An 18,524-nucleotide genomic window follows, 5' to 3' on the forward strand; every position below is an offset into this window, starting at 1 on the left:
CGGTATCACTCCTTCGTTTGTTGTGTTATTGGGAAGATCGCTTCTATGATAAACTGACCACGACGTACAATAGACTCAAACCGGCCATTTAACGCTGTAAACCGAGTTCTAAGATTACGCAAGCCAAACCCTTCTTCTACGCGACTCTCGTTATGAACTCGATTTGACATAGTTAAGGCATAGCTATGCTCTCCCACCACCTCAAGAGTCACATCCACCTCTCTGGAATACGCATGACGCATGGCATTAGTTAAACCCTCTTGTATAAAACGATAAACAGCCACACTTTGATCATCTGTTAGCTTAACCGACATCGCACCTGGTTTTGTTACAAGCTGAATGCGAACATGACTCTCTGCTTCAAGCTTTCGAATGAGTTGAATCACCGCATCAAGACCTTTAGCCGAATCCTGCTGGAGTGCTTGAACAGACTCACGCATTTCCTGTAGGCTATTTCTCGCTAAATCCTTTGTTTGTTTAACTAGCGCCTGTTGCTCCGGCATCGATTGAAGCTGTAACTCAACAACCTGAAGCTGCATCATTAAAGCTGTTAGCTGATGACCAACAGAATCGTGAAGATCACGAGCAATTCGATTCCGTTCCTTTGCCGCTGTGTTTAATTCTTGTTCTCTAAGCTGCCGACTTAATGCACGGTATTCCATCACATGTGTTTGCTTATCATGCTTAGCCTCTTCATTGGCTACCGATAATTTTTTAATAGATAGTAGAATAAATGCTAAGAGACTATACTGTGTAAGGATGAAAAGAAAAAAAGAAATAGACGACGCTTGAGAGAGAACTGCCTGAATACATCCAAGAAAACCAATTACATAGAGTAAACGATCGCTTTTTACGTTTACTTCAAAGCTTGCAGCAATCGCTAGAATACTATACACACAATACGGTGTAATCATTCCATCTACTAAAACAAAGAAATGGAGCAGGCAGTATAGACCTACAAGCGTTCCGTAAAAAACCGGCACCGAACGCCACAGGGGTCGACTTAAAACAAGCCCAGAAAGTAAAGCCATCCCAAACCAAAAAGAATATGATTGAATCAGCAATGGGTGTTCAATGAGATTCAATACTAGTACCACTGCCAGCCCACTTACACTATATTTCATTTATTTTCCCCTTTTCGAGACTCCTTTTAGAATTGGTTTCGTCTATAGATATAGAGAGGAGGTCAATATGAGTGACCAGGAACTTGTAGAACGTATCTTAAACGGTGATCATATAGCCATTCAAAGCTTACATGATCGTTATACAAAAAAGCTATTTTCATACATTTATTCACAAACGAATCATTATCATGATGCCGAAGAATTACTTCAAGATGTTTTCTTTAAGGCAGCAAGCCACTTATCTACTTTTAAGAAACAGGCTTCCTTTAAAACGTGGATCTTTAAGATTGCACGCAATTCAATTATTGATTACTACAAACGTTCGTATATTCGAAACCATTTTGTAGAGTTCAAACCTGAAAATGAATATCAACAAGAAAGTGCGCAAGCAACCGTTATGAGGAACGAAGAGATAAAACAGCTTCATCACGCTATCAATCAACTTCCTTTATCTTATCGTACAGTCTTATATCTTCGCTACATCGAAGATTTTTCATTAAAGGAAACCGCCGCAGTCATGGGAAAAACCATATACTCAATCAAAGCCTTACAAAAACGTGGACTTTTGATGCTTAAGAAAGATATAGGAATGGAGGTACATACCCTTGAAGAAACAATCATCTGATCAAGATTATGTGGAGATGTCCGATCAAACGTATCAGAAAAGCTTTCACGCCTTTAAGCAAGGTTTAGCAGAAGCTCCTTCCAGAAAAAACAAACCGTATCTATTAGCTGGTCTTTCACTAACTGGTGCCGCGATCGCTGCAACACTTCTGTTTGTTTCAACTATGGATGCGCCGAGTCCGAATGGGCAAGGAGATGCACCGTATATTTTAGAGGATAAGAAGCAGGATGAGAATTCGGTACCTGAAATCCTTGAAAAGGTAGAGTTTCAAGAAGAGTTTGCAAAGGAGGCTATAGAAAGAGGTCCTTATTTCTTGTCACCACTACAGCCAGAGACGATTCATCATGATGAGTTTTCAATTTCAACAAATGATGATTGGGAGATAAAGGAGCAAGAAATTCCCAAAGGAACTAAAACAACTTTAATTGGACCAAATTCACAAGAACTAACCATCCTGTTACTTGATGATCCTCAAACAGATCAAGCTTCAGTAGAGATTGAGACGTTCTTGAATGAACATCCCTATACAAGTTCGACCGAGCTGCCAATTGAGCAAGTACGTGAATATGTAATTGATGCGCGTGTCCTCCTCTCATTTGACGATACACAGTTTAGATTTGATGATCAAGCATACATGTACTCATTTAAGAATGATGAAACAAACAGATTGTTTGACGTTTTTTCATCCGAAATGTACGGGAAGCGACTAATTCTGTTTACTGATTTTCCATTAGATGAACCTGACATTTGGGCACAGGCTTACTTTTTTATGACTAGAGTGTATCCAGCAGAATCAACCTATGTGTTATCAACAAGTGAAGAAAAAGGAGAAGACGGTCGTGCATTAACAAAAGATGTGTTTACAGCCTCTTTTGGAGTTAGTAGCAGTTACTATCGCAGGACGACTGTTGAATGGTACGAAAACAAGGAGTTAGGCTTCTCCACCTACATTCCACAGAATGCCCAAGTAGAGAAGGTCGTTCATAACGGAATGATGGAATGGATTGTAGACGTTCCCGAAGAGGGTCCTAGCTTCTATTCGTTCGGAAAAATAGACCAAACCATAGCATTTAATGATATTAAGGATCTGTTCATTAGTGAATACAAAATAGATGAAAAATCAGTTAGTAAGGAAAATGAAAATCCCTTCACTTTTGATTACTATACGGATGAACAAGGGTCCGGTTATGTAAATCTTGTTGAATTTAAAGGATCTTGGTATTTTATTCACCGCCATAATTCTTCAAAAGAAGTACCTGAAGACAGTGAAATTAGAGAGTTCATGGGAATGCCATCATATTTCCTAGATGAACTTGTCTGGAATGAAGAACAAGAGAATTAATGAAGAAAGACGAGCATCTTAGTCAGACGCTCGTCTTTCTTACGTTCTATCATTTGCTCCAACGATCTTCCCCCGGATATGGACAGCTTTTAAAAGCAAGCTTTGCCCTGTACCCTACAAAGCAACCACAGTGTTTGCATGTGGTGTTTGCTAAAAGGGACGGGCATTGCTCACAGATGGAGAGGCGTGTTTGGTAGCCTACTTCATCTATTACATCTGTTTCATATGCCAGCTGTTCATCCACGAGTTGTTGAATGGACAGCTTTCTCATTTCTTCTTTCAATAAGCACCCCACGCATGCCACCTGAGCTCACTCCCTACGATAACTTAATGACAGATACAGACATCGGCGGAATGGAAACAGATAGCTTTCCATCAGATAACTTGATTCCTTCAAGGTCTGCAGGTTTAAGTGTATCTGGTTGTTCAAAGGTATTGTGCTCGTTCATTGAGCTTGCTTGTAGAATCGTCCCAGTTGCTTGACTCGGCTGGCGCTCCCACCCTCTAAGTTCAAGCTCAAAATCAGCACCGTCCTTTAACCCATAGTGACATAGGGAGAGATGGACTTCGCCTTCTTTGTTTTTAGAGGCACTAATGTGTAGAGGCTCATCTCCACTATCCATCTGTAATTGAATGGCTGTTGCTCCCTTATGAACTTTATACATGTTAAACACGTGATAGGTCGGAGTCAGAAGCATCTGGTCTCCTTCCGTCAGAACCATCGCCTGCAGAACATTTACCGTTTGTGCAATATTCGCCATTTGCACTCGGTCCGCATGGTTCTGAAAAATGTTAAGTGTAAGACCCGCTACAAGGGCATCACGAATCGTGTTTTGCTGGTACAAAAACCCTGGGTTTGTTCCCGGCTCCACATCAAACCACGTGCCCCACTCATCAACAATTAAAGCGACCTTGTTCTCCGGATCATATTTATCCATAATTGTGCTATGTTTTGTAATCAGTTCATCCATGTGTAGTGCACTTTTAAATGTACGTCCCCATTCATCTTCAGTAAATTTAGTCGCAGAACCTTTTTCATTCCAGCTCGGTCCTGTGATTGTGTAGTGATGCAGGGTTAATGCATCCATATACGGCTTTGCTTCACGCATTAAAACCTCTGTCCAATAATAGTTATCGCCGTTTGGACCACATGCAATTTTATAGATCTTGTTTTTTCCATAGTTTCTGACATAGGTTTGGAATTGTCTGTACAAATCAGCATAGTACTCAGGACGCATGTTCCCTCCACAGCCCCAATTCTCGTTCCCTACGCCGAAGTAAGTAAGTGACCAAGCATTTTCTTGTCCATTCTCACGTCTGAGATTCGCCATGGGAGATTCACCGTCGAAGGTCATGTACTCTACCCACTCTTGCATCTCTTGCACCGTTCCACTTCCAACATTTCCATTGATATAAGGCTCGGCACCAATTAATTCACATAATAAGAAAAATTCATGTGTACCAAAATGATTATTCTCAACCACTCCACCCCAATGCGTGTTGACCATACGTTTTCTTCCTTCTCTAGGTCCAATTCCGTCCTTCCAATGATATTCATCGGCAAAGCAGCCACCTGGCCAGCGCAAGACGGGAATTTCTAAGCTCTTTAATGCCTGCAATACATCATTTCTGATCCCTTTTGTATTTGAGATATCTGATTCTTCACCAACCCAAATTCCTTCATAAATACAACGTCCTAAGTGCTCTGCAAAATGACCGTACACATTTGGATTAATCGTTGAGCGTTCTCCGTCAAAGTGAACCACAGCTTTTTTCTTCATCTGTTTCATCTCCTTATAATAGCGCTTACATTCTTACTTACATGTTATACGTACAAGTCATATCCGTCCAGCTTTTTTCTATGTAAAAAGTGATGTGAAGAGACACTTCACACCACTCCATCCTTACTTAAGCAGCTTTTTTCTGGGTTAAATATAACGTTAAATTTAGCTTTTCAGTAATCGTTAAGTAATGCATAAGCGTTAGTAAAACAGCGCCGACATTCATTCCGATGATAATGCCATCCATTTGAAGAGACGGAAGAGACCCTAACGTAAACATTAACAGAAAGGATACACCAGTTGACCAGACGGAATGCATAAATGCCTCTCGAACGAGTCCAATTCCGATTAAATAAGCCTGCATTGGAATGGCAAAATAATGAAAGAGAAAGTAAGGAACAAGAAGTGTGAGATACCCTGATGCAGGTGAATGCTCAAAGAACAAATCGGTCATTGGTTCAGCCCAGAAATAAAAAACCATAACCACAGGTAACCCATAAGCAAGAGTTACACCCATCGCCTGTCTAAGCATTTTGGCGAGCGAATGAAAATCTCCTCTTGAATAGCCTGACGAAACGAGTGGCACCATGACAGTCAGCAACGAATGAGCGATAAAGGCTGGAAAAAAACCAATTGTAAATGCTACTCCAGCGAGCTTCCCGTATTGGATTAGTGCCATACTTTCCATTAATCCAGCCTTAGACAAGGCGGTGGTGATTAAAAATGGTTTCACTGCAAAGGTTATCGCATGAAACACACGGAGCCCCGTGGTCGGCAGGGAGACAGCCAATAGCGATTGATAGATTTCTTTGTTTTCGACTTCTTTTTGTGGCTGTTTCCTCAGTTTGTTCATATGCAAAGTAAAAGCGGTTCCCATGTAAAATAATACAAGGATTTCACTTAAAACAACCGTGCCCAATGCCACAAAAATCGCTGTTTGACTTTGGAACTGAAATAATTGAAAAACGCCGTACAAAAAGGTTAACTGTGCTCCACGCTTCATTAAATTAATGACTGCGATTTTTTTAGTATGCTGGGCGCCTACAAAGTACCCACGTGCAACCGATGAAAACGTAACAATCGGAATCAGAAGAACGAGCATCCACCTAACCAAAGGATGATAATTATTTAACACGGAAAGATTCGGTAAGACGAAAAAAGCAGCGATTAAACAAGTGACAGCAACAATGATGGCAAGCTTTAAGGCAATGCTCACTAAGCTAATGTGTTCTGATTGCTCTCGTTCTGCTACCATCTTTGACACAGAAACTTGAAGTTCTAAGCTTGAAAGAACAACAACAAAGACTAAGGTTGGCAGAATGGCCATGTATAAGCCGAAGTTATGCTCACCTAATTCTCTCGCTAAAACGATATTTATTAGAAATTCCAATGATTCTCCAGCTAGAGCTGCTGTACTTAACAGCAATGCCCCACGAAAAAAAGGGTTCATGCTACCGTCCACTCCTTTATCCATCTCTCATATTAGATATATGAAGGATGTCCTTTAAATATGGTACAACCCATAAATAAAGCAGGAATCGGTATTCATGAACCCTTATTCATCTTTAATGCGTTCCCCACAAATCCTGACGTGAGGTTGTGATCGCGTGGGCACCTGCATCAAGTGCTCTTTTTAAATCAGACTCATTTTCAATTAATCCACCAGCTATAACGGATATCCCAGTCTCTTTTTGAACCTTTGAGATAAGATCAGGGACAACCCCCGGAAGAACCTCGATTAAATCTGGTTCCACCTTTTCGGCTAGCTTATAGCTTGTCTCGAGTGCGATGGTATCAAGTAAGAATAGGCGTTGAACCGCAAGCAACCCATTTTTCTTTGCTGTTCTTAACACTTCTCCTCGCGTGGAAATGAGGCCTGCTGGACGAAGAGTTTGACACAGGAACTCAGCCGCGTACTTATCGCTTTTCATTCCCTGGATCATATCTGCATGAAGAAGGAGCTTCTTATTGTGAGCCTTCGCATATTTAGCCACTCCAACAAGCTGTGAGATATGGAGGTCAAGCATTACAATATACGTATACTCACTTTCAAGTACCTTCTCAAAGTCCTTCATCCGCTTGATCGCGGGAAGAATTCGTTGCCCATCAAACATGACGTACTCTCCTCATTGACTTCTTGAGACGGATCAGTTCACAGTGTGCTTAAAGGATACCGCATCAATCTGTTGATCTAAATCTCGAGTAAGTCGTTCTTTTTGTTCTGTATCCCAGTTTAAACGATCTGCCATTTCATTTACAACTAAGTCCTTGTATTTTAAGACTCGATCGATATGGAAGTACAGATATCCGGTTCTACGAACAAAAAAGTCAAGAGGCGTAACGGCCATTTCGTGCTCAAGTGCGTAATCTAAGGTAGCTTGGAGATAAGCCGGTAATCCAGTCTCTCTACCTTGACCGACATAATCGAAAACAGTATTCACGTTTGAACCATAGCGATGAACAAGCTCTGTTGCTTCATCTTTAGATAATCCAAGCTCTTGACCTTTCGCTACATGCTTTTTAACAAATGTCTCGAACTGGTCAGATCCTCCAACATCACCACCTGATAAAAGCATTTTCTCTGTTTTACAGGAAGGGTAATTACCAGGAAGCTCATCAATGACCATGTTAACCACACTGTCAGCCATTTTTCTATAGCCGGTCAGCTTTCCTCCAGCGATTGTAAATAATCCACTATCTGAACGGAAGATTTCATCCTTACGAGAGATATCTGAAGGATCCTTTCCTTCCTCGTGAATTAACGGGCGCAGGCCTGACCAGCTTGACTCCACATCCTCTGCGTGGAGATCGAGTTCTGGGAACATGCCATTGGCAGCATTTAAGATATAATCAACATCTTCCTTCGTTACACCTGGATCCGCTTGATCGCCTTTATAATTCGTATCCGTTGTACCAATGTACGTTTTTCCCTCACGTGGGATCGCGAACATCATACGCCCGTCTTTGAACGGTGTATCAAAGTACAGAGCACTACGTAATGGGAATCGTTTTCCACTTACTACAAGGTGAACTCCTTTTGTTAAATGAATGGTTTTCCCTTTTTTTGAGTTGTCCTCTTCGCGAAGCTTGTCTACCCAAGGACCTGTTGCGTTCACAATTTTTTTGGCATAGATTTCTCGTTTCTCGCCAGTAATTAAGTCTGTTGCTTGAACTCCAACAACTTTCTCATCTTTATAAATGAACGTATCTGCTTTGACATAGTTCGAAGCGAGTAGTCCGTGATCAATCGCTTTTTTCATCACTTCAATTGTCAGTCTTGCATCATCCGTACGATACTCAACATACACCCCTGCACCTTTTAATCCTTCTTTGTTGAGTAACGGTTCTTTTGAAAGAGCTGTTTCTGACTTCAGCATGTTTCGACGTTCATCTTTTTTTACACCAGCTAGGAAGTCATAGACCTTAAGACCAAATGAAGTCGTTAAGTAGTTAAACGTTCCACCTTTATAAAACGGAAGCATCATCCAAAGAGGTGTTGTTACATGTGGTGCATTTTCATAAACAATCGCACGCTCTTTCCCTACATCTGCAACGAGCTTTATTTCAAACTGCTTCAGATATCTAAGTCCACCATGAATAAGCTTTGTTGAGCGGCTTGACGTACCTGCTGCGAAGTCCTGCATTTCAATTAGTCCGGTACGCAATCCTCTTGATGCAGCGTCAAGACCAATTCCTGATCCAGTAATTCCTCCACCGATAATTAACAAATCTAATTCCGTTTCATTCATCTTGCGCATATTCTCTTCTCTTTGCTTATATGAAAAACTCATTTTTGCCCCACCCCTGATGTAAGTGTGCCAAAGACGAAAAAAAGGAGACCACAGCAAATTCCGAGTCCTATCGCTAGGAACATTGGAATGCTGTGGCCTCCTCATCATCTCAGACCGTTATTAACTTATCTAAATTATAGTCCACTTTCTGATTCACGTAAAGGAATTTGCTCAAAGTAGACTTATTTAAATAATTGATGAGGTTTCCACATTTTGCTGTAACGTTATTTTACGTTTGGCTTAAACCCCATAGTTGCTTTGACAGCCTGCTTCCAGCCATCATATAAAGCTTCGCGTTCTTCTTCATCCATGTTCGCATCATAAGACTTTTCAACCTTCCAGTTTTGTGCAATTTCATCTTTGCTCTCCCAGAAGCCTGTTGCAAGTCCTGCAAGGTACGCTGCACCAAGTGCCGTTGTTTCGTTGATTACTGGTCTTTCCACTGGTTGGTTTAAGATATCGCTTTGGAATTGCATAAGGAAGTCGTTTTTAACCGCTCCACCATCTGCTCGAAGCTTTTTCACTTCAATTCCAGAGTCAGCAACCATTGCTCTCATTACATCACGTGTTTGATACGCAAGTGATTCAAGTGTTGCACGAACAAAGTGCTCCTTCGTTGTTCCTCTTGTTAATCCGAAAATAGCACCTCTTGCCTCACTATCCCAGTAAGGAGCACCTAGGCCTACAAATGCAGGAACCATATATACGCCATCTGTACTTGAGACTCTCTCTGCATACTTTTCACATAATTTCGCATCATTAAACATTCTTAGTCCATCACGTAGCCACTGAATAGCTGATCCTGCTACAAAAATACTTCCTTCGAGTGCATATTCAACCTTGCCATCAATACCCCAAGCAATTGTTGTTAATAGACCATTATCGGATTTAACGGCTTTCTCACCGGTTTGCATAAGCATAAAACAACCAGTTCCATATGTGTTTTTTACCATTCCTGGCTCAAAGCACGCTTGACCAAACAAGGCTGCATGCTGGTCTCCAGCAACACCTGCAATCGGTACATTTTCACCAAAGAAGTGATAACCAACTGTTTCCCCATATACTTCTGAAGAAGAACGAACCTCGGGAAGCATACTATGCGGCACGTCTAAAATCTCTAGTAACTCATCATCCCATTTCAGATCATAAATGTTATACATTAATGTACGAGATGCATTCGTATAATCGGTTACATGTGCCTTTCCACCTGTTAGCTTCCAAATTAACCATGTATCAATGGTTCCAAAAAGGAGTTCTCCTTTTTCTGCACGCTCTCTAGCGCCATCAACGTTATCCAAAATCCATTTCACTTTTGTTCCTGAGAAGTACGCATCAATTAGTAGTCCTGTTTTTTCTCTGAACAGGTCATTGTGGCCAGCCTCGCGAAGCTCCTGGCAAATACCCGCTGTTTGTCGAGATTGCCATACGAGCGCATGGTAGATCGGTTTACTTGTTTCTTTATCCCATACAACGGTTGTTTCACGTTGATTGGTAATACCGATTGATGCGATTTCTTTTGCTGTAGCTCCTGATTCTGAAAGAACACCTGCAATAACGGATAGAACAGATCCCCAAATCTCATTGGCATCGTGTTCTACCCAACCTGGCTTAGGGAAATGCTGAGTGAACTCACGCTGTGCGGAATGAACAATTTCCCCTTTTTTGTTAAATAGAATGGCTCTTGTGCTTGTTGTCCCTTGATCTAGTGATAAGATGTACTTTTTCTCCATTACTGTTTCCCCCTTTAGCTTTGATTAAACGCGTTTCATGGCTGCTTTGTTAGATTTTTCTTGGTTCGATTTCACAATTGAGAAGGTTGTAGATAGAGCAACTAAAGCCAAGAGTGCGATGACTCCGATAATAATCCCTACAACTGAGCTTTCTAAAAATACATATTGATAAACAACTGCGCCGATGACACCACCAAGTAATGGTCCGACAATCGGTACCCATGCATAGCTCCAATTAGATGGTCCTTTACCATGAATAGGTAATAGGAAATGAGCAATACGCGGTCCTAAGTCACGGGCAGGGTTAATCGCATATCCCGTTGGTCCTCCAAGTGAGAAACCAATGGCTGTGATCAACAACCCTACTATAAATGGATTAAGTCCTTCTGAAAACTGATTTGCACCAATTGCAAGTAAACCAAAGATTAAAACAGCGGTTCCAATTGCTTCACTAATAATGTTTGATGGGTAATGCGGGATAGCTGGGTCCGTAGCAAATACTCCAAGCTTTGCTCCCTGGTCCTTTGTTTCTCTCCAATGCGGTAAATAGTTCAAATACACTATACAAGCCCCAAGGAAAGCACCGAGTAGTTGACCTCCAATATAGGCCGGTACTAGATCCCAAGAAAATTCACCAATGGCCGCAAATGAGAGCGTTACAGCTGGATTTAAATGGGCGTCACTTACTGTACCTGACACATAAACACCCATTGTAACAGCTAAACCCCAGGCAACGGAAATAGCGATCCATCCTGAACCCTCTGCTTTTGACTTTTTTAATAAGTGACCAGCGACAACACCGCCACCAAATATAATTAACACCATCGTTCCTATCATCTCAGCTAAAAATTCTGCAAACATGTTGTTTCCCCCTCTTGTATAACCTACCCTGATTCCATCTTTTTCTAACACAAAAAAGAGCAGCCTTCTATCCCCGTAGTGCTTACACACTATGGAATAAAAAGCTACTCTCATTGGCTCATCAGCTTGGCATTATAAACTTAGGTTCACTATAACGCATACATTTTATTTTGTAAACCCTTTCTCACTTTACTCATGATCCTTTTTTAAAGGGAGTAAAATTTGAACCGTCGTTCCTTTATTCACTTCACTTGCATAGGAGATGCTTCCTCCCATTTCTTCAATCAAACGAATAGAAACCATTGTTCCGAGTCCGGTACCTTTTTCTTTCGTTGAATAATAAACGGTCCCAATCTTAGCTAGTTCATCTTTACTCATTCCTTTTCCGGTATCGCAGATCTCTACTTCAACGAACTGCTTTCTAATGTTCATTGTTACTTCAACCTCACCACTTGGAGCGGATGCTTCAATTGCATTCTTTAAGAAATTAATGATAGCCTGTTTTAACTTTGATCGGTCTGTATAAACAAATGCTTCTTCCTCATTTGTCTGAAGTTCTTTTAAAAGTACACCTTCTTTAAAAGCGTACGGTGTAAGTAAAGTTATCGTATGAACCAAGCACTCTTTCATAGGGACCGTCCGACTCTCTCCTAACTGTGGCTTTGAGAGGGTAAGATATTCATGAATAATATTCTCAGCTCGATTTAATTCACTTAAAATCAGCTGATAATATTCGTGTTTTGCTTGTGTATCGTCCTCCTTCATTAGCTGAAGAAATCCTTTCACAACCGTTAGTGGGTTGCGTACTTCATGAGCAATCGAGGCTGAAAGCTCACTTATTGATTGCTGTCTTACAGCATATAATAATTCGTCCTGCATTCTCTCTCTCTTTAAAAACATCTCATATAATGACGCAGCTATAAACATTGTAAATAAGATAAGTGAGGTAAACACAGCTGAGAATGTTAATAATTCGTCCACATCAGCTTGAAGCGTTCCTTCATTAAAAAGTTTAACCATTGCTAATATAAGTTGTAGCCCAATTGGGAGAAGAATTCCAAGCATCGATAGTTTTAAGCGGCTGCTTTGAAACTTCTGATCTTTTATAATGTAAGTTAACAATAAAAAGAAAACGGAATTTATAACAAGTCCAATCACTCCGTAGACGACCATATCACCTCCATGATATATTCGTGCAAATAGAACAATTAGACTGACCATTAAACCAGAAGTGCGATTTCCATACATAAACGCGATAACGATTGGTACATATCGTAAATCCCATAGTAAGCCGTTGTCATGAAAGGGATAGGATAGACAAAGCAATGAAGATATAGACATAAAACCTATTAGAACTAGTTGATTTCTTTTTTTAGGTTGTCCCTCGTAAATCATCAAGTACAGAATAATTGGAACTAGAACAATAAGAACATGCAAGATTAGTTTCTCAAATATTCCTAATATCATGTTGTCTGCGCTCCCCACGTATTGTACAATTTCCTTCTTGTTGTATATTTCGACATGTTTTAACAGAATCCTTTTGAGTCAGGAGAAATATTACTTTGTTTAAGCACAAAAAAAGTCCAAGAAGAACGAGTCTTCTAAGACTTTAATCTATTTTAACCCGTTTGCTGTTGCTCAAGTTTTTGGTGTAATCCAAAGTAAAATCCTTTTTGGCTTATTAGATCTTCATGCGAGCCATGCTCTGTAATCTCACCATCCTGTAAAACGTAGATACGATCAGCCTGCTCAATTGTATTTAATCGGTGAGCAATCATAAAGCTAGTTCGTCCCCTCATCAACCGTTGAAGCGCTTCTTGAATACGCATTTCAGTAATTGTATCAATGCTTGATGTGGCTTCGTCCAAAATTAAAATAGAAGGATCAGCGAGGATCGCTCTTGCTATGGAAAGAAGTTGCTTTTGCCCTTGGCTTATTCCCCCACCATCTTGCTTCAATTCTGTATCATATCCATTTTGTAGCCTTACGATAAAATCATGAGCATTTGCTTTTTTAGCTGCTTCTTCCACTTCATCATCCGTCGCATTTAATCGCCCATAGCGAATGTTTTCACGAATACTCCCCTGGAACAGGAAGGAATCCTGTAAAACGAAGCCCATCTTTTGCCGTAGGCTTTCTTTTTGAATCTTCTTCATGTCAATTCCGTCTATGAAAATGTGGCCATGATCGGTTTCGTAAAAATACGAGAGCAAGTTAATAATCGTTGTTTTTCCAGCACCTGTAGGTCCTACAAACGCAACCGTTTCACCTGATCGCACAGAGAAGGAAACGTCCTTTAAGATGGGTTCATTGTCGTAGGAGAAAGACACACGATCAAACCTGACATCACCCTTGATGGACTCAATAGGCTTAGCTCCTTCATGATCTAGATCAGACGGTTCATCAATGACCTCAAACACGCGCTCTGCCCCAGCGATGGCCGATAGTAATGTGTTAAACTGATTGGCTAAATCGTTCAGTGGCCGTGTGAATTGCCGAGAATACTCCGCGAAAATGACAATCGTCCCGACCGTAACACCAGAGGCCGGATTCAATGCGAGCAAACCACCAACACCTGCTATAATCGCAAAGCTAGCATTGTTTAAAACGTTCATGACTTTTGGGATAAAACCTGAGTATGTTTGCGCCCAAAATCCTGATGTCCGCAGCCTTTGGTTTTTTTCTTCAAACTCTTGTATGATTGGCTCTTCTCTTGAGAACGTCTTGACCATCGCCTGACCCGCAATGGTTTCTTCAATATAGCCGTTTAGGTTCCCAAGATTTTTTTGCTGTTCCTTAAAAAAGACAGAAGTTCGTTTGGTGATCCATCTCAAGCCAATGAACATTAATGGGACCACCATCAGTGTGACAACGGTCAGTAATGGACTTAACCAAAGCATAACAGCTAATATTCCAATGAACGTAATCACACTGGAAAGTAGCTGTATAATTGAGCTATTCAAGGTATTACTAACATTCTCCATATCATTTGTCATACGACTCATTAATTCACCATGTTGTCGTTTATCAAAATAAGACAAAGGTAACCGTTGTATCTGCAGAAATAATAATGTTCTCATTTCTTGAACGGTTTGCTGTGATACACCAATCATCCAATAATTTTGAAACCATGTGGCAAGTGATAGTCCCAAATAAATGGCTGCTAGAGCAAGTAGAAGCGAAGGCAATCCACCCAAATTCCCAGCAATAAAATAATCATCAATCGCTTTTCCTACAAGAAACGGTCCAAGTAAGCTTAAAATAGAGCTAACAACAACCATCACTACAACAAGCACTAATTTCAAGCGATAAACAGAAAGAAATGTCCAAATTCGCAGGAGTGTTCCTTTCCAGTCCTTCGCCTTTTTATTGTTTTTCTTCTTGTTATTCTTTGAATGATCAATCTTAATCTTCTCATATTGGAATGGTTCTTTTAGAGGAGATCCCATACCTACGCCTCCTTTCGATACTGCGAATAGTACAACTCTTGGTAGAAGGATGATGTCGCAAGAAGCTGCTCATGTCTACCTTCATCAACTAGTTCCCCGTGCTCAAGAAGTAGAATCGAATCTGCAGCCATGGCAGTTGAAAGCTTTTGTGTAATGAGAATAGTCGTGCATGGATATTGCTTTAAGGCTTTAAAAAATGCAGCCTCGGTTTTATTATCAAGCGCACTCGTACTATCATCTAGTAATAGAATTGCTGGCTTCCTAAGAAGTGCTCGTGCAATCGCAATCCGTTGCTTTTGTCCACCAGAAAGATTTACACCCCTTTGACCAATTCTCGTATCGTATCCATCTGGCAATCTGGAAATGGTCTGGTGTATTTGTGCCGCCTCTGTTGCCTGAATAATTTCCTCTAATGTCGCATCTGGCTTTCCCCATGAGATATTTTCGCGAATCGTCCCCGAGAAAAGCATCGTTTGCTGAGAAACGTAGCCGATAGTGTTTCTTAATGTACGTAAATCTAGCTCATTGATGTTTGTTCCATCAATAGATATACGCCCATCAGTCGGTTCATATAAGCGAGGGATTAATTGGAAAAGAGAAGACTTCCCAGAGCCTGTAGCTCCAATAACAGCAACCGTTTGATAAGCTGGTACATGAAAAGATAGGTCATGAATGGCATTACGATTAGACTCAGGATAAGCGAATGATACATGTTCAAACGTGAGATCACCTTTTTGAACGTAGGATTTTTCACCCTTCTGAATGGCTAGTTCCTCATCACCGCTACATTCCGTGAGCACTTCCTCAATTCGTTCGGCAGAAGCCTTCGCTCTAGATACAACCATAATAATCATGGAAAGAACAGTGAGGGCCCCTGTAATTCTCGTAGCGTAGTTCACAATCGCTACAATCTCTCCTACTTGAGCTCCGCCAGTACCCAATTGAACACTACCAAACCATAAGACGGCAATAATTGATGCGTTCATAAGAAGTAATAGGATAGGTTGGGTGACCTCCATTAGCCGCAATGCGCGCATCGTCTGATCCTTAAGTTGTTCATTCTTCGTAACAAATTGTTTCGCTTCGTGACCACGTCGTACAAAAGCTTTGATCAACTTAATGGCTAATAAGTTTTCTCTCATACTATGATTCACTTGATCAAGCTTTCGTTGAACCCACCCGAACGACACAGCCCCTTTTCTCATTAAAATGGTAATTGTTAAAACAAGTAAAGGAATAACAACGGCGAAGACGAGTGCCAATTGGACATTCACAAAAAATGATAAAGCAATCCCCCCAATAATCAAAAGTGGAGCTCTCATCATAATGCGCAAGCCCATAAACACAGTATTCTGAATTTGAGTGACATCATTTGTTAGTCTCATAATTAATGAAGAAGTTGAGAATTTCTCTAGCTTTTCAAACGAAGATAACTGAATACGCCGATACATCGATGATCTTAGATCAAGTCCCGTACTCTGACCCGCATGAGCAGCAAAAAAAGAATTGACGACCCCTGCAAAGAACGCAATCAAAGAGCTTCCCATGAGTATGGCTCCCCAAAATAAAATAACGTTTAAGTCTCCAGCCACAACACCATCATCAATGATCCGTGCCAGAATTAATGGTGATGCTAACTCAACCGTAAGCTCAAGCAGCATTAAAAATAGGGCAATAAACACAGCTATTCGATAAGGCTTCAAATATGAAAATACATGTTTCATTTAATCTACTCCTTAACCCCCAACCCCGGCATCTATTTCGATAATCTAATTATATCTTATTTCGTGCATGAAGACGATTATGACAACTGATGAGTTTTGCTAGATGATCTTTCCGGTTAAATAGCAGGCCAAAATCTGGAATATAACGTTAATGTTGTTAGCAAAACATAAACATAGCACCAAATCCGCTACAGGAGAATCCCTCGCACCTGCGGGAACGGCCTCAGCCCCTTTCGCGGGAAAAGCACCGCTACAGTGTCTTCACCGCGTTCTGTTCAGTAGGAGTCTCGGGTTCTCCCTCCGCTCGATTTACTTATTAAAACATGAATGGCGAATGATTTGGTGGTAGAATCATTCGCCATTTTCTCATTGATTTTTATTTTTGGCCCAACCTCTATTGGTTCTAGAAGCTTGCAAAGGTGAGGTAAACCGTTGTGCCTACTCCAACTTTTGATTCGACTTCAATTTGAATATTGAGCTTCTCGCACAGTTCATAGACAAGGTGTAATCCCATACCCGTTGATTCACCATATTTTCGCCCATTCTCTCCTGTATAAAAGGGTCGGCTGATCATCGGTAAGTCCGATGCTTGAATACCAACTCCTTGATCCTGAATGAGGAGGGTCGGCACTTGTTGATCTGTTTGACTTGTGATTTGCAGCTGTTTTCCGGAATCCTTTGTATACTTAATGGCATTCACAACTAGTTGATCTAGCATAAATACAAGCCATTTAGGATCGGATGATACGGTAATGTCCTCATCCACATCAATTTTCGGATACATCTCCTTTAAGATAAATAAACGCTTATTTTCTTGAACAACTTGTTGAACAAGCGTTTTTAAATGAACCGATTTTACACGAAAGTCTTGTTCAAACTGTTCAAACCTGGCTGTATGTAAGGCAAGGTCAAGGCCCTTCTCTAATCGTTTTAATTCGGTTCTTAGGTTAGGATACTCATGATAATCCCCTTCATTTTGTGTAATTAAATTCATGACAGAAACTGGTGTCTTCATTTGATGCACCCATTGAGTCATAAACTGAACCTGTTTATTTTTTCGAATCTCAAGCTGGTGCTGTTCTGCTTGATGCTGATTATAATAACGCGCTAATAATTGATTATGAGCACGAATAAGCGGATGATTGCCTTCAATCTTAAAGTCGTGATGGCCCGCGGTTTCGTTCGTTAACTTCTTGTAGTATGGAGCTAACACTATATATCTGTAAGCTAAATAAACAGCCATCAATAACAAAGACAAAAACATGGCGTAAAGAAGGCTTGATCCTTGAGCGCCAGGATCAAGATAAAGAATGGAACCAATGATTAAAGCTTGGATGACTTGTATCATTAACAAAAGTCGATGGTCTCGCCAAAATAACCTCATGCTTGACGCTCCCAGGTCACGTGCATCCGGTAGCCTGCTCCACGTATGGTTTCAACTGCATCATGGATACCTAGTGACTGTAGTTGCTTACGGACTCTTGTCATGTTCACATTCACCGTATTTTCATCAATAAAATGTGTATCATCCCAAAGCTTATCGAGAATCGCTTGTCGTGTAACTACATTAGGATAGGTTTTCATCAGCAACTCAATCAGTTGGCATTCTTTCTTAGATAGCATAACGGTCTCATCTTCAAAAGAAAGCTCCATACGTTCTGAATGATACACAAGACCATTCAGTTCAATTGTTTTCTCTTCCGGCGCCGTCGAATATTCACCATACGCGCGCCTAATATGGCTTCTTACTTTTGCCACCAGAACATCTGTATGAAAAGGTTTTGGGAGGTAGTCATCCCCACCATGCTCCAAAGCCATGACCTGATCAATCTCACTGCTTCGTGCGGAGATAAAAATAACTGGGCAAGTTGATCGTTGCCTAATCTGTCGACACCAATAAAATCCATCAAAAGTCGGAAGGTTAATATCTAGTAAGATAATACTAGGGTTCGCTTTTTCAAAAAAAGAAATCAAATCCGCTTCTCCACTATGGGTGAAAACGGTGAATCCATAACGAACGAGTTTCTCTTTTAAGACCGAAGCCAGTTTCTCATCATCCTCTATGATTAATACCGTTTCTGCCATATTTGCTTTCCT

The 18,524-nt window shown here is 40.8% G+C and carries 15 protein-coding genes; 2 read left to right on the top strand and 13 right to left on the bottom strand.

Going from position 1 to position 18,524, the window contains the following annotated elements; all coding sequences use genetic code 11:
* Positions 1 to 5: 5 nt before the first annotated feature.
* Positions 6 to 1,124, bottom strand: coding sequence for a sensor histidine kinase (locus JNO66_RS17245; protein ID WP_203090392.1), 1,119 nt, complete (start codon positions 1,122 to 1,124; stop codon positions 6 to 8).
* A gap of 67 nt (positions 1,125 to 1,191) precedes the next feature.
* On the opposite strand from JNO66_RS17245, the gene JNO66_RS17250 reads away from it, so the two are divergent.
* Positions 1,192 to 1,749 carry an RNA polymerase sigma factor gene (locus JNO66_RS17250; RefSeq protein WP_203090393.1) on the top strand — a complete coding sequence of 186 codons (558 nt, stop codon included), beginning with the start codon at positions 1,192 to 1,194 and terminating at the stop codon, positions 1,747 to 1,749.
* Entirely contained in the window at positions 1,730 to 3,091 is a 1,362-nt protein-coding gene (locus JNO66_RS17255; RefSeq protein ID WP_203090394.1) for a hypothetical protein, read from the top strand. Before JNO66_RS17250 ends, JNO66_RS17255 begins: the two co-directional genes overlap by 20 nt.
* 49 nt (positions 3,092 to 3,140) lie before the next feature.
* Here JNO66_RS17255 and JNO66_RS17260 read toward each other — a convergent pair whose 3' ends face one another.
* The 12 genes from JNO66_RS17260 to JNO66_RS17315 all read right to left on the bottom strand — a co-directional run bounded on the left by JNO66_RS17260 (position 3,141) and on the right by JNO66_RS17315 (position 18,512).
* Positions 3,141 to 3,395, bottom strand: a complete 255-nt coding sequence (locus tag JNO66_RS17260; RefSeq protein WP_203090395.1) for a DUF6171 family protein — start codon at positions 3,393 to 3,395, stop codon at positions 3,141 to 3,143.
* 13 nt (positions 3,396 to 3,408) lie between these two features.
* Positions 3,409 to 4,872, bottom strand: coding sequence for an alpha-N-arabinofuranosidase (locus JNO66_RS17265; RefSeq protein WP_203090396.1), 1,464 nt, complete (start codon positions 4,870 to 4,872; stop codon positions 3,409 to 3,411).
* A 127-nt stretch (positions 4,873 to 4,999) separates the two neighbouring features.
* On the bottom strand, positions 5,000 to 6,322 hold the full coding sequence (locus JNO66_RS17270) for an oligosaccharide flippase family protein (RefSeq protein ID WP_203090397.1): 1,323 nt from the start codon (positions 6,320 to 6,322) through the stop codon (positions 5,000 to 5,002).
* Between the two features lie 115 nt (positions 6,323 to 6,437).
* Entirely contained in the window at positions 6,438 to 6,986 is a 549-nt protein-coding gene (locus JNO66_RS17275) for a glycerol-3-phosphate responsive antiterminator (protein WP_203090398.1), read from the bottom strand.
* 33 nt (positions 6,987 to 7,019) lie between these two features.
* Entirely contained in the window at positions 7,020 to 8,663 is a 1,644-nt protein-coding gene (locus tag JNO66_RS17280; RefSeq protein ID WP_203090399.1) for a glycerol-3-phosphate dehydrogenase/oxidase, read from the bottom strand.
* 224 nt (positions 8,664 to 8,887) lie between these two features.
* On the bottom strand, positions 8,888 to 10,393 hold the full coding sequence (glpK, locus tag JNO66_RS17285; protein WP_203090401.1) for a glycerol kinase GlpK: 1,506 nt from the start codon (positions 10,391 to 10,393) through the stop codon (positions 8,888 to 8,890).
* Positions 10,394 to 10,417: 24 nt separating this feature from the next.
* On the bottom strand, positions 10,418 to 11,254 hold the full coding sequence (locus tag JNO66_RS17290; protein WP_203090403.1) for an MIP/aquaporin family protein: 837 nt from the start codon (positions 11,252 to 11,254) through the stop codon (positions 10,418 to 10,420).
* A 189-nt stretch (positions 11,255 to 11,443) separates the two neighbouring features.
* Positions 11,444 to 12,721: an ATP-binding protein gene (locus tag JNO66_RS17295; protein WP_203090405.1), complete on the bottom strand. Its 1,278-nt coding sequence runs from the start codon at positions 12,719 to 12,721 to the stop codon at positions 11,444 to 11,446.
* Between the two features lie 152 nt (positions 12,722 to 12,873).
* The gene (locus tag JNO66_RS17300; protein WP_203090406.1) at positions 12,874 to 14,703 is read right to left on the bottom strand and encodes an ABC transporter ATP-binding protein; all 1,830 of its coding nucleotides are present in this window, start codon (positions 14,701 to 14,703) and stop codon (positions 12,874 to 12,876) included.
* Between the two features lie 2 nt (positions 14,704 to 14,705).
* On the bottom strand, positions 14,706 to 16,427 hold the full coding sequence (locus JNO66_RS17305; protein ID WP_203090408.1) for an ABC transporter ATP-binding protein: 1,722 nt from the start codon (positions 16,425 to 16,427) through the stop codon (positions 14,706 to 14,708).
* Between the two features lie 403 nt (positions 16,428 to 16,830).
* Positions 16,831 to 17,811 carry a sensor histidine kinase gene (locus JNO66_RS17310; protein WP_203090409.1) on the bottom strand — a complete coding sequence of 327 codons (981 nt, stop codon included), beginning with the start codon at positions 17,809 to 17,811 and terminating at the stop codon, positions 16,831 to 16,833.
* Positions 17,808 to 18,512 carry a response regulator transcription factor gene (locus JNO66_RS17315; protein ID WP_203090410.1) on the bottom strand — a complete coding sequence of 235 codons (705 nt, stop codon included), beginning with the start codon at positions 18,510 to 18,512 and terminating at the stop codon, positions 17,808 to 17,810. Before JNO66_RS17315 ends, JNO66_RS17310 begins: the two co-directional genes overlap by 4 nt.
* Between the last annotated feature and the right edge of the window lie 12 nt (positions 18,513 to 18,524).

It is taken from the genome of Alkalicoccobacillus gibsonii (assembly GCF_016798245.1).
Lineage (GTDB): Bacteria > Bacillota > Bacilli > Bacillales > Bacillaceae_D > Alkalicoccobacillus > Alkalicoccobacillus gibsonii.

Bases quoted from the DNA above. Each gene is read 5' to 3' on its own strand.
- JNO66_RS17250 (WP_203090393.1), top strand. From the start codon at position 1,192: ATGAGTGACCAGGAACTTGTAGAACGTATCTTAAACGGTGATCATATA.
- JNO66_RS17265 (WP_203090396.1), bottom strand. From the start codon at position 4,872: ATGAAGAAAAAAGCTGTGGTTCACTTTGACGGAGAACGCTCAACGATT.
- glpK (WP_203090401.1), bottom strand. From the start codon at position 10,393: ATGGAGAAAAAGTACATCTTATCACTAGATCAAGGGACAACAAGCACA.
- JNO66_RS17245 (WP_203090392.1), bottom strand. From the start codon at position 1,124: ATGAAATATAGTGTAAGTGGGCTGGCAGTGGTACTAGTATTGAATCTC.
- JNO66_RS17290 (WP_203090403.1), bottom strand. From the start codon at position 11,254: ATGTTTGCAGAATTTTTAGCTGAGATGATAGGAACGATGGTGTTAATT.
- JNO66_RS17275 (WP_203090398.1), bottom strand. From the start codon at position 6,986: ATGTTTGATGGGCAACGAATTCTTCCCGCGATCAAGCGGATGAAGGAC.
- JNO66_RS17315 (WP_203090410.1), bottom strand. From the start codon at position 18,512: ATGGCAGAAACGGTATTAATCATAGAGGATGATGAGAAACTGGCTTCG.
- JNO66_RS17300 (WP_203090406.1), bottom strand. From the start codon at position 14,703: ATGGGATCTCCTCTAAAAGAACCATTCCAATATGAGAAGATTAAGATT.
- JNO66_RS17280 (WP_203090399.1), bottom strand. From the start codon at position 8,663: ATGAGTTTTTCATATAAGCAAAGAGAAGAGAATATGCGCAAGATGAAT.
- JNO66_RS17310 (WP_203090409.1), bottom strand. From the start codon at position 17,811: ATGAGGTTATTTTGGCGAGACCATCGACTTTTGTTAATGATACAAGTC.
- JNO66_RS17295 (WP_203090405.1), bottom strand. From the start codon at position 12,721: ATGATATTAGGAATATTTGAGAAACTAATCTTGCATGTTCTTATTGTT.
- JNO66_RS17305 (WP_203090408.1), bottom strand. From the start codon at position 16,427: ATGAAACATGTATTTTCATATTTGAAGCCTTATCGAATAGCTGTGTTT.
- JNO66_RS17270 (WP_203090397.1), bottom strand. From the start codon at position 6,322: ATGAACCCTTTTTTTCGTGGGGCATTGCTGTTAAGTACAGCAGCTCTA.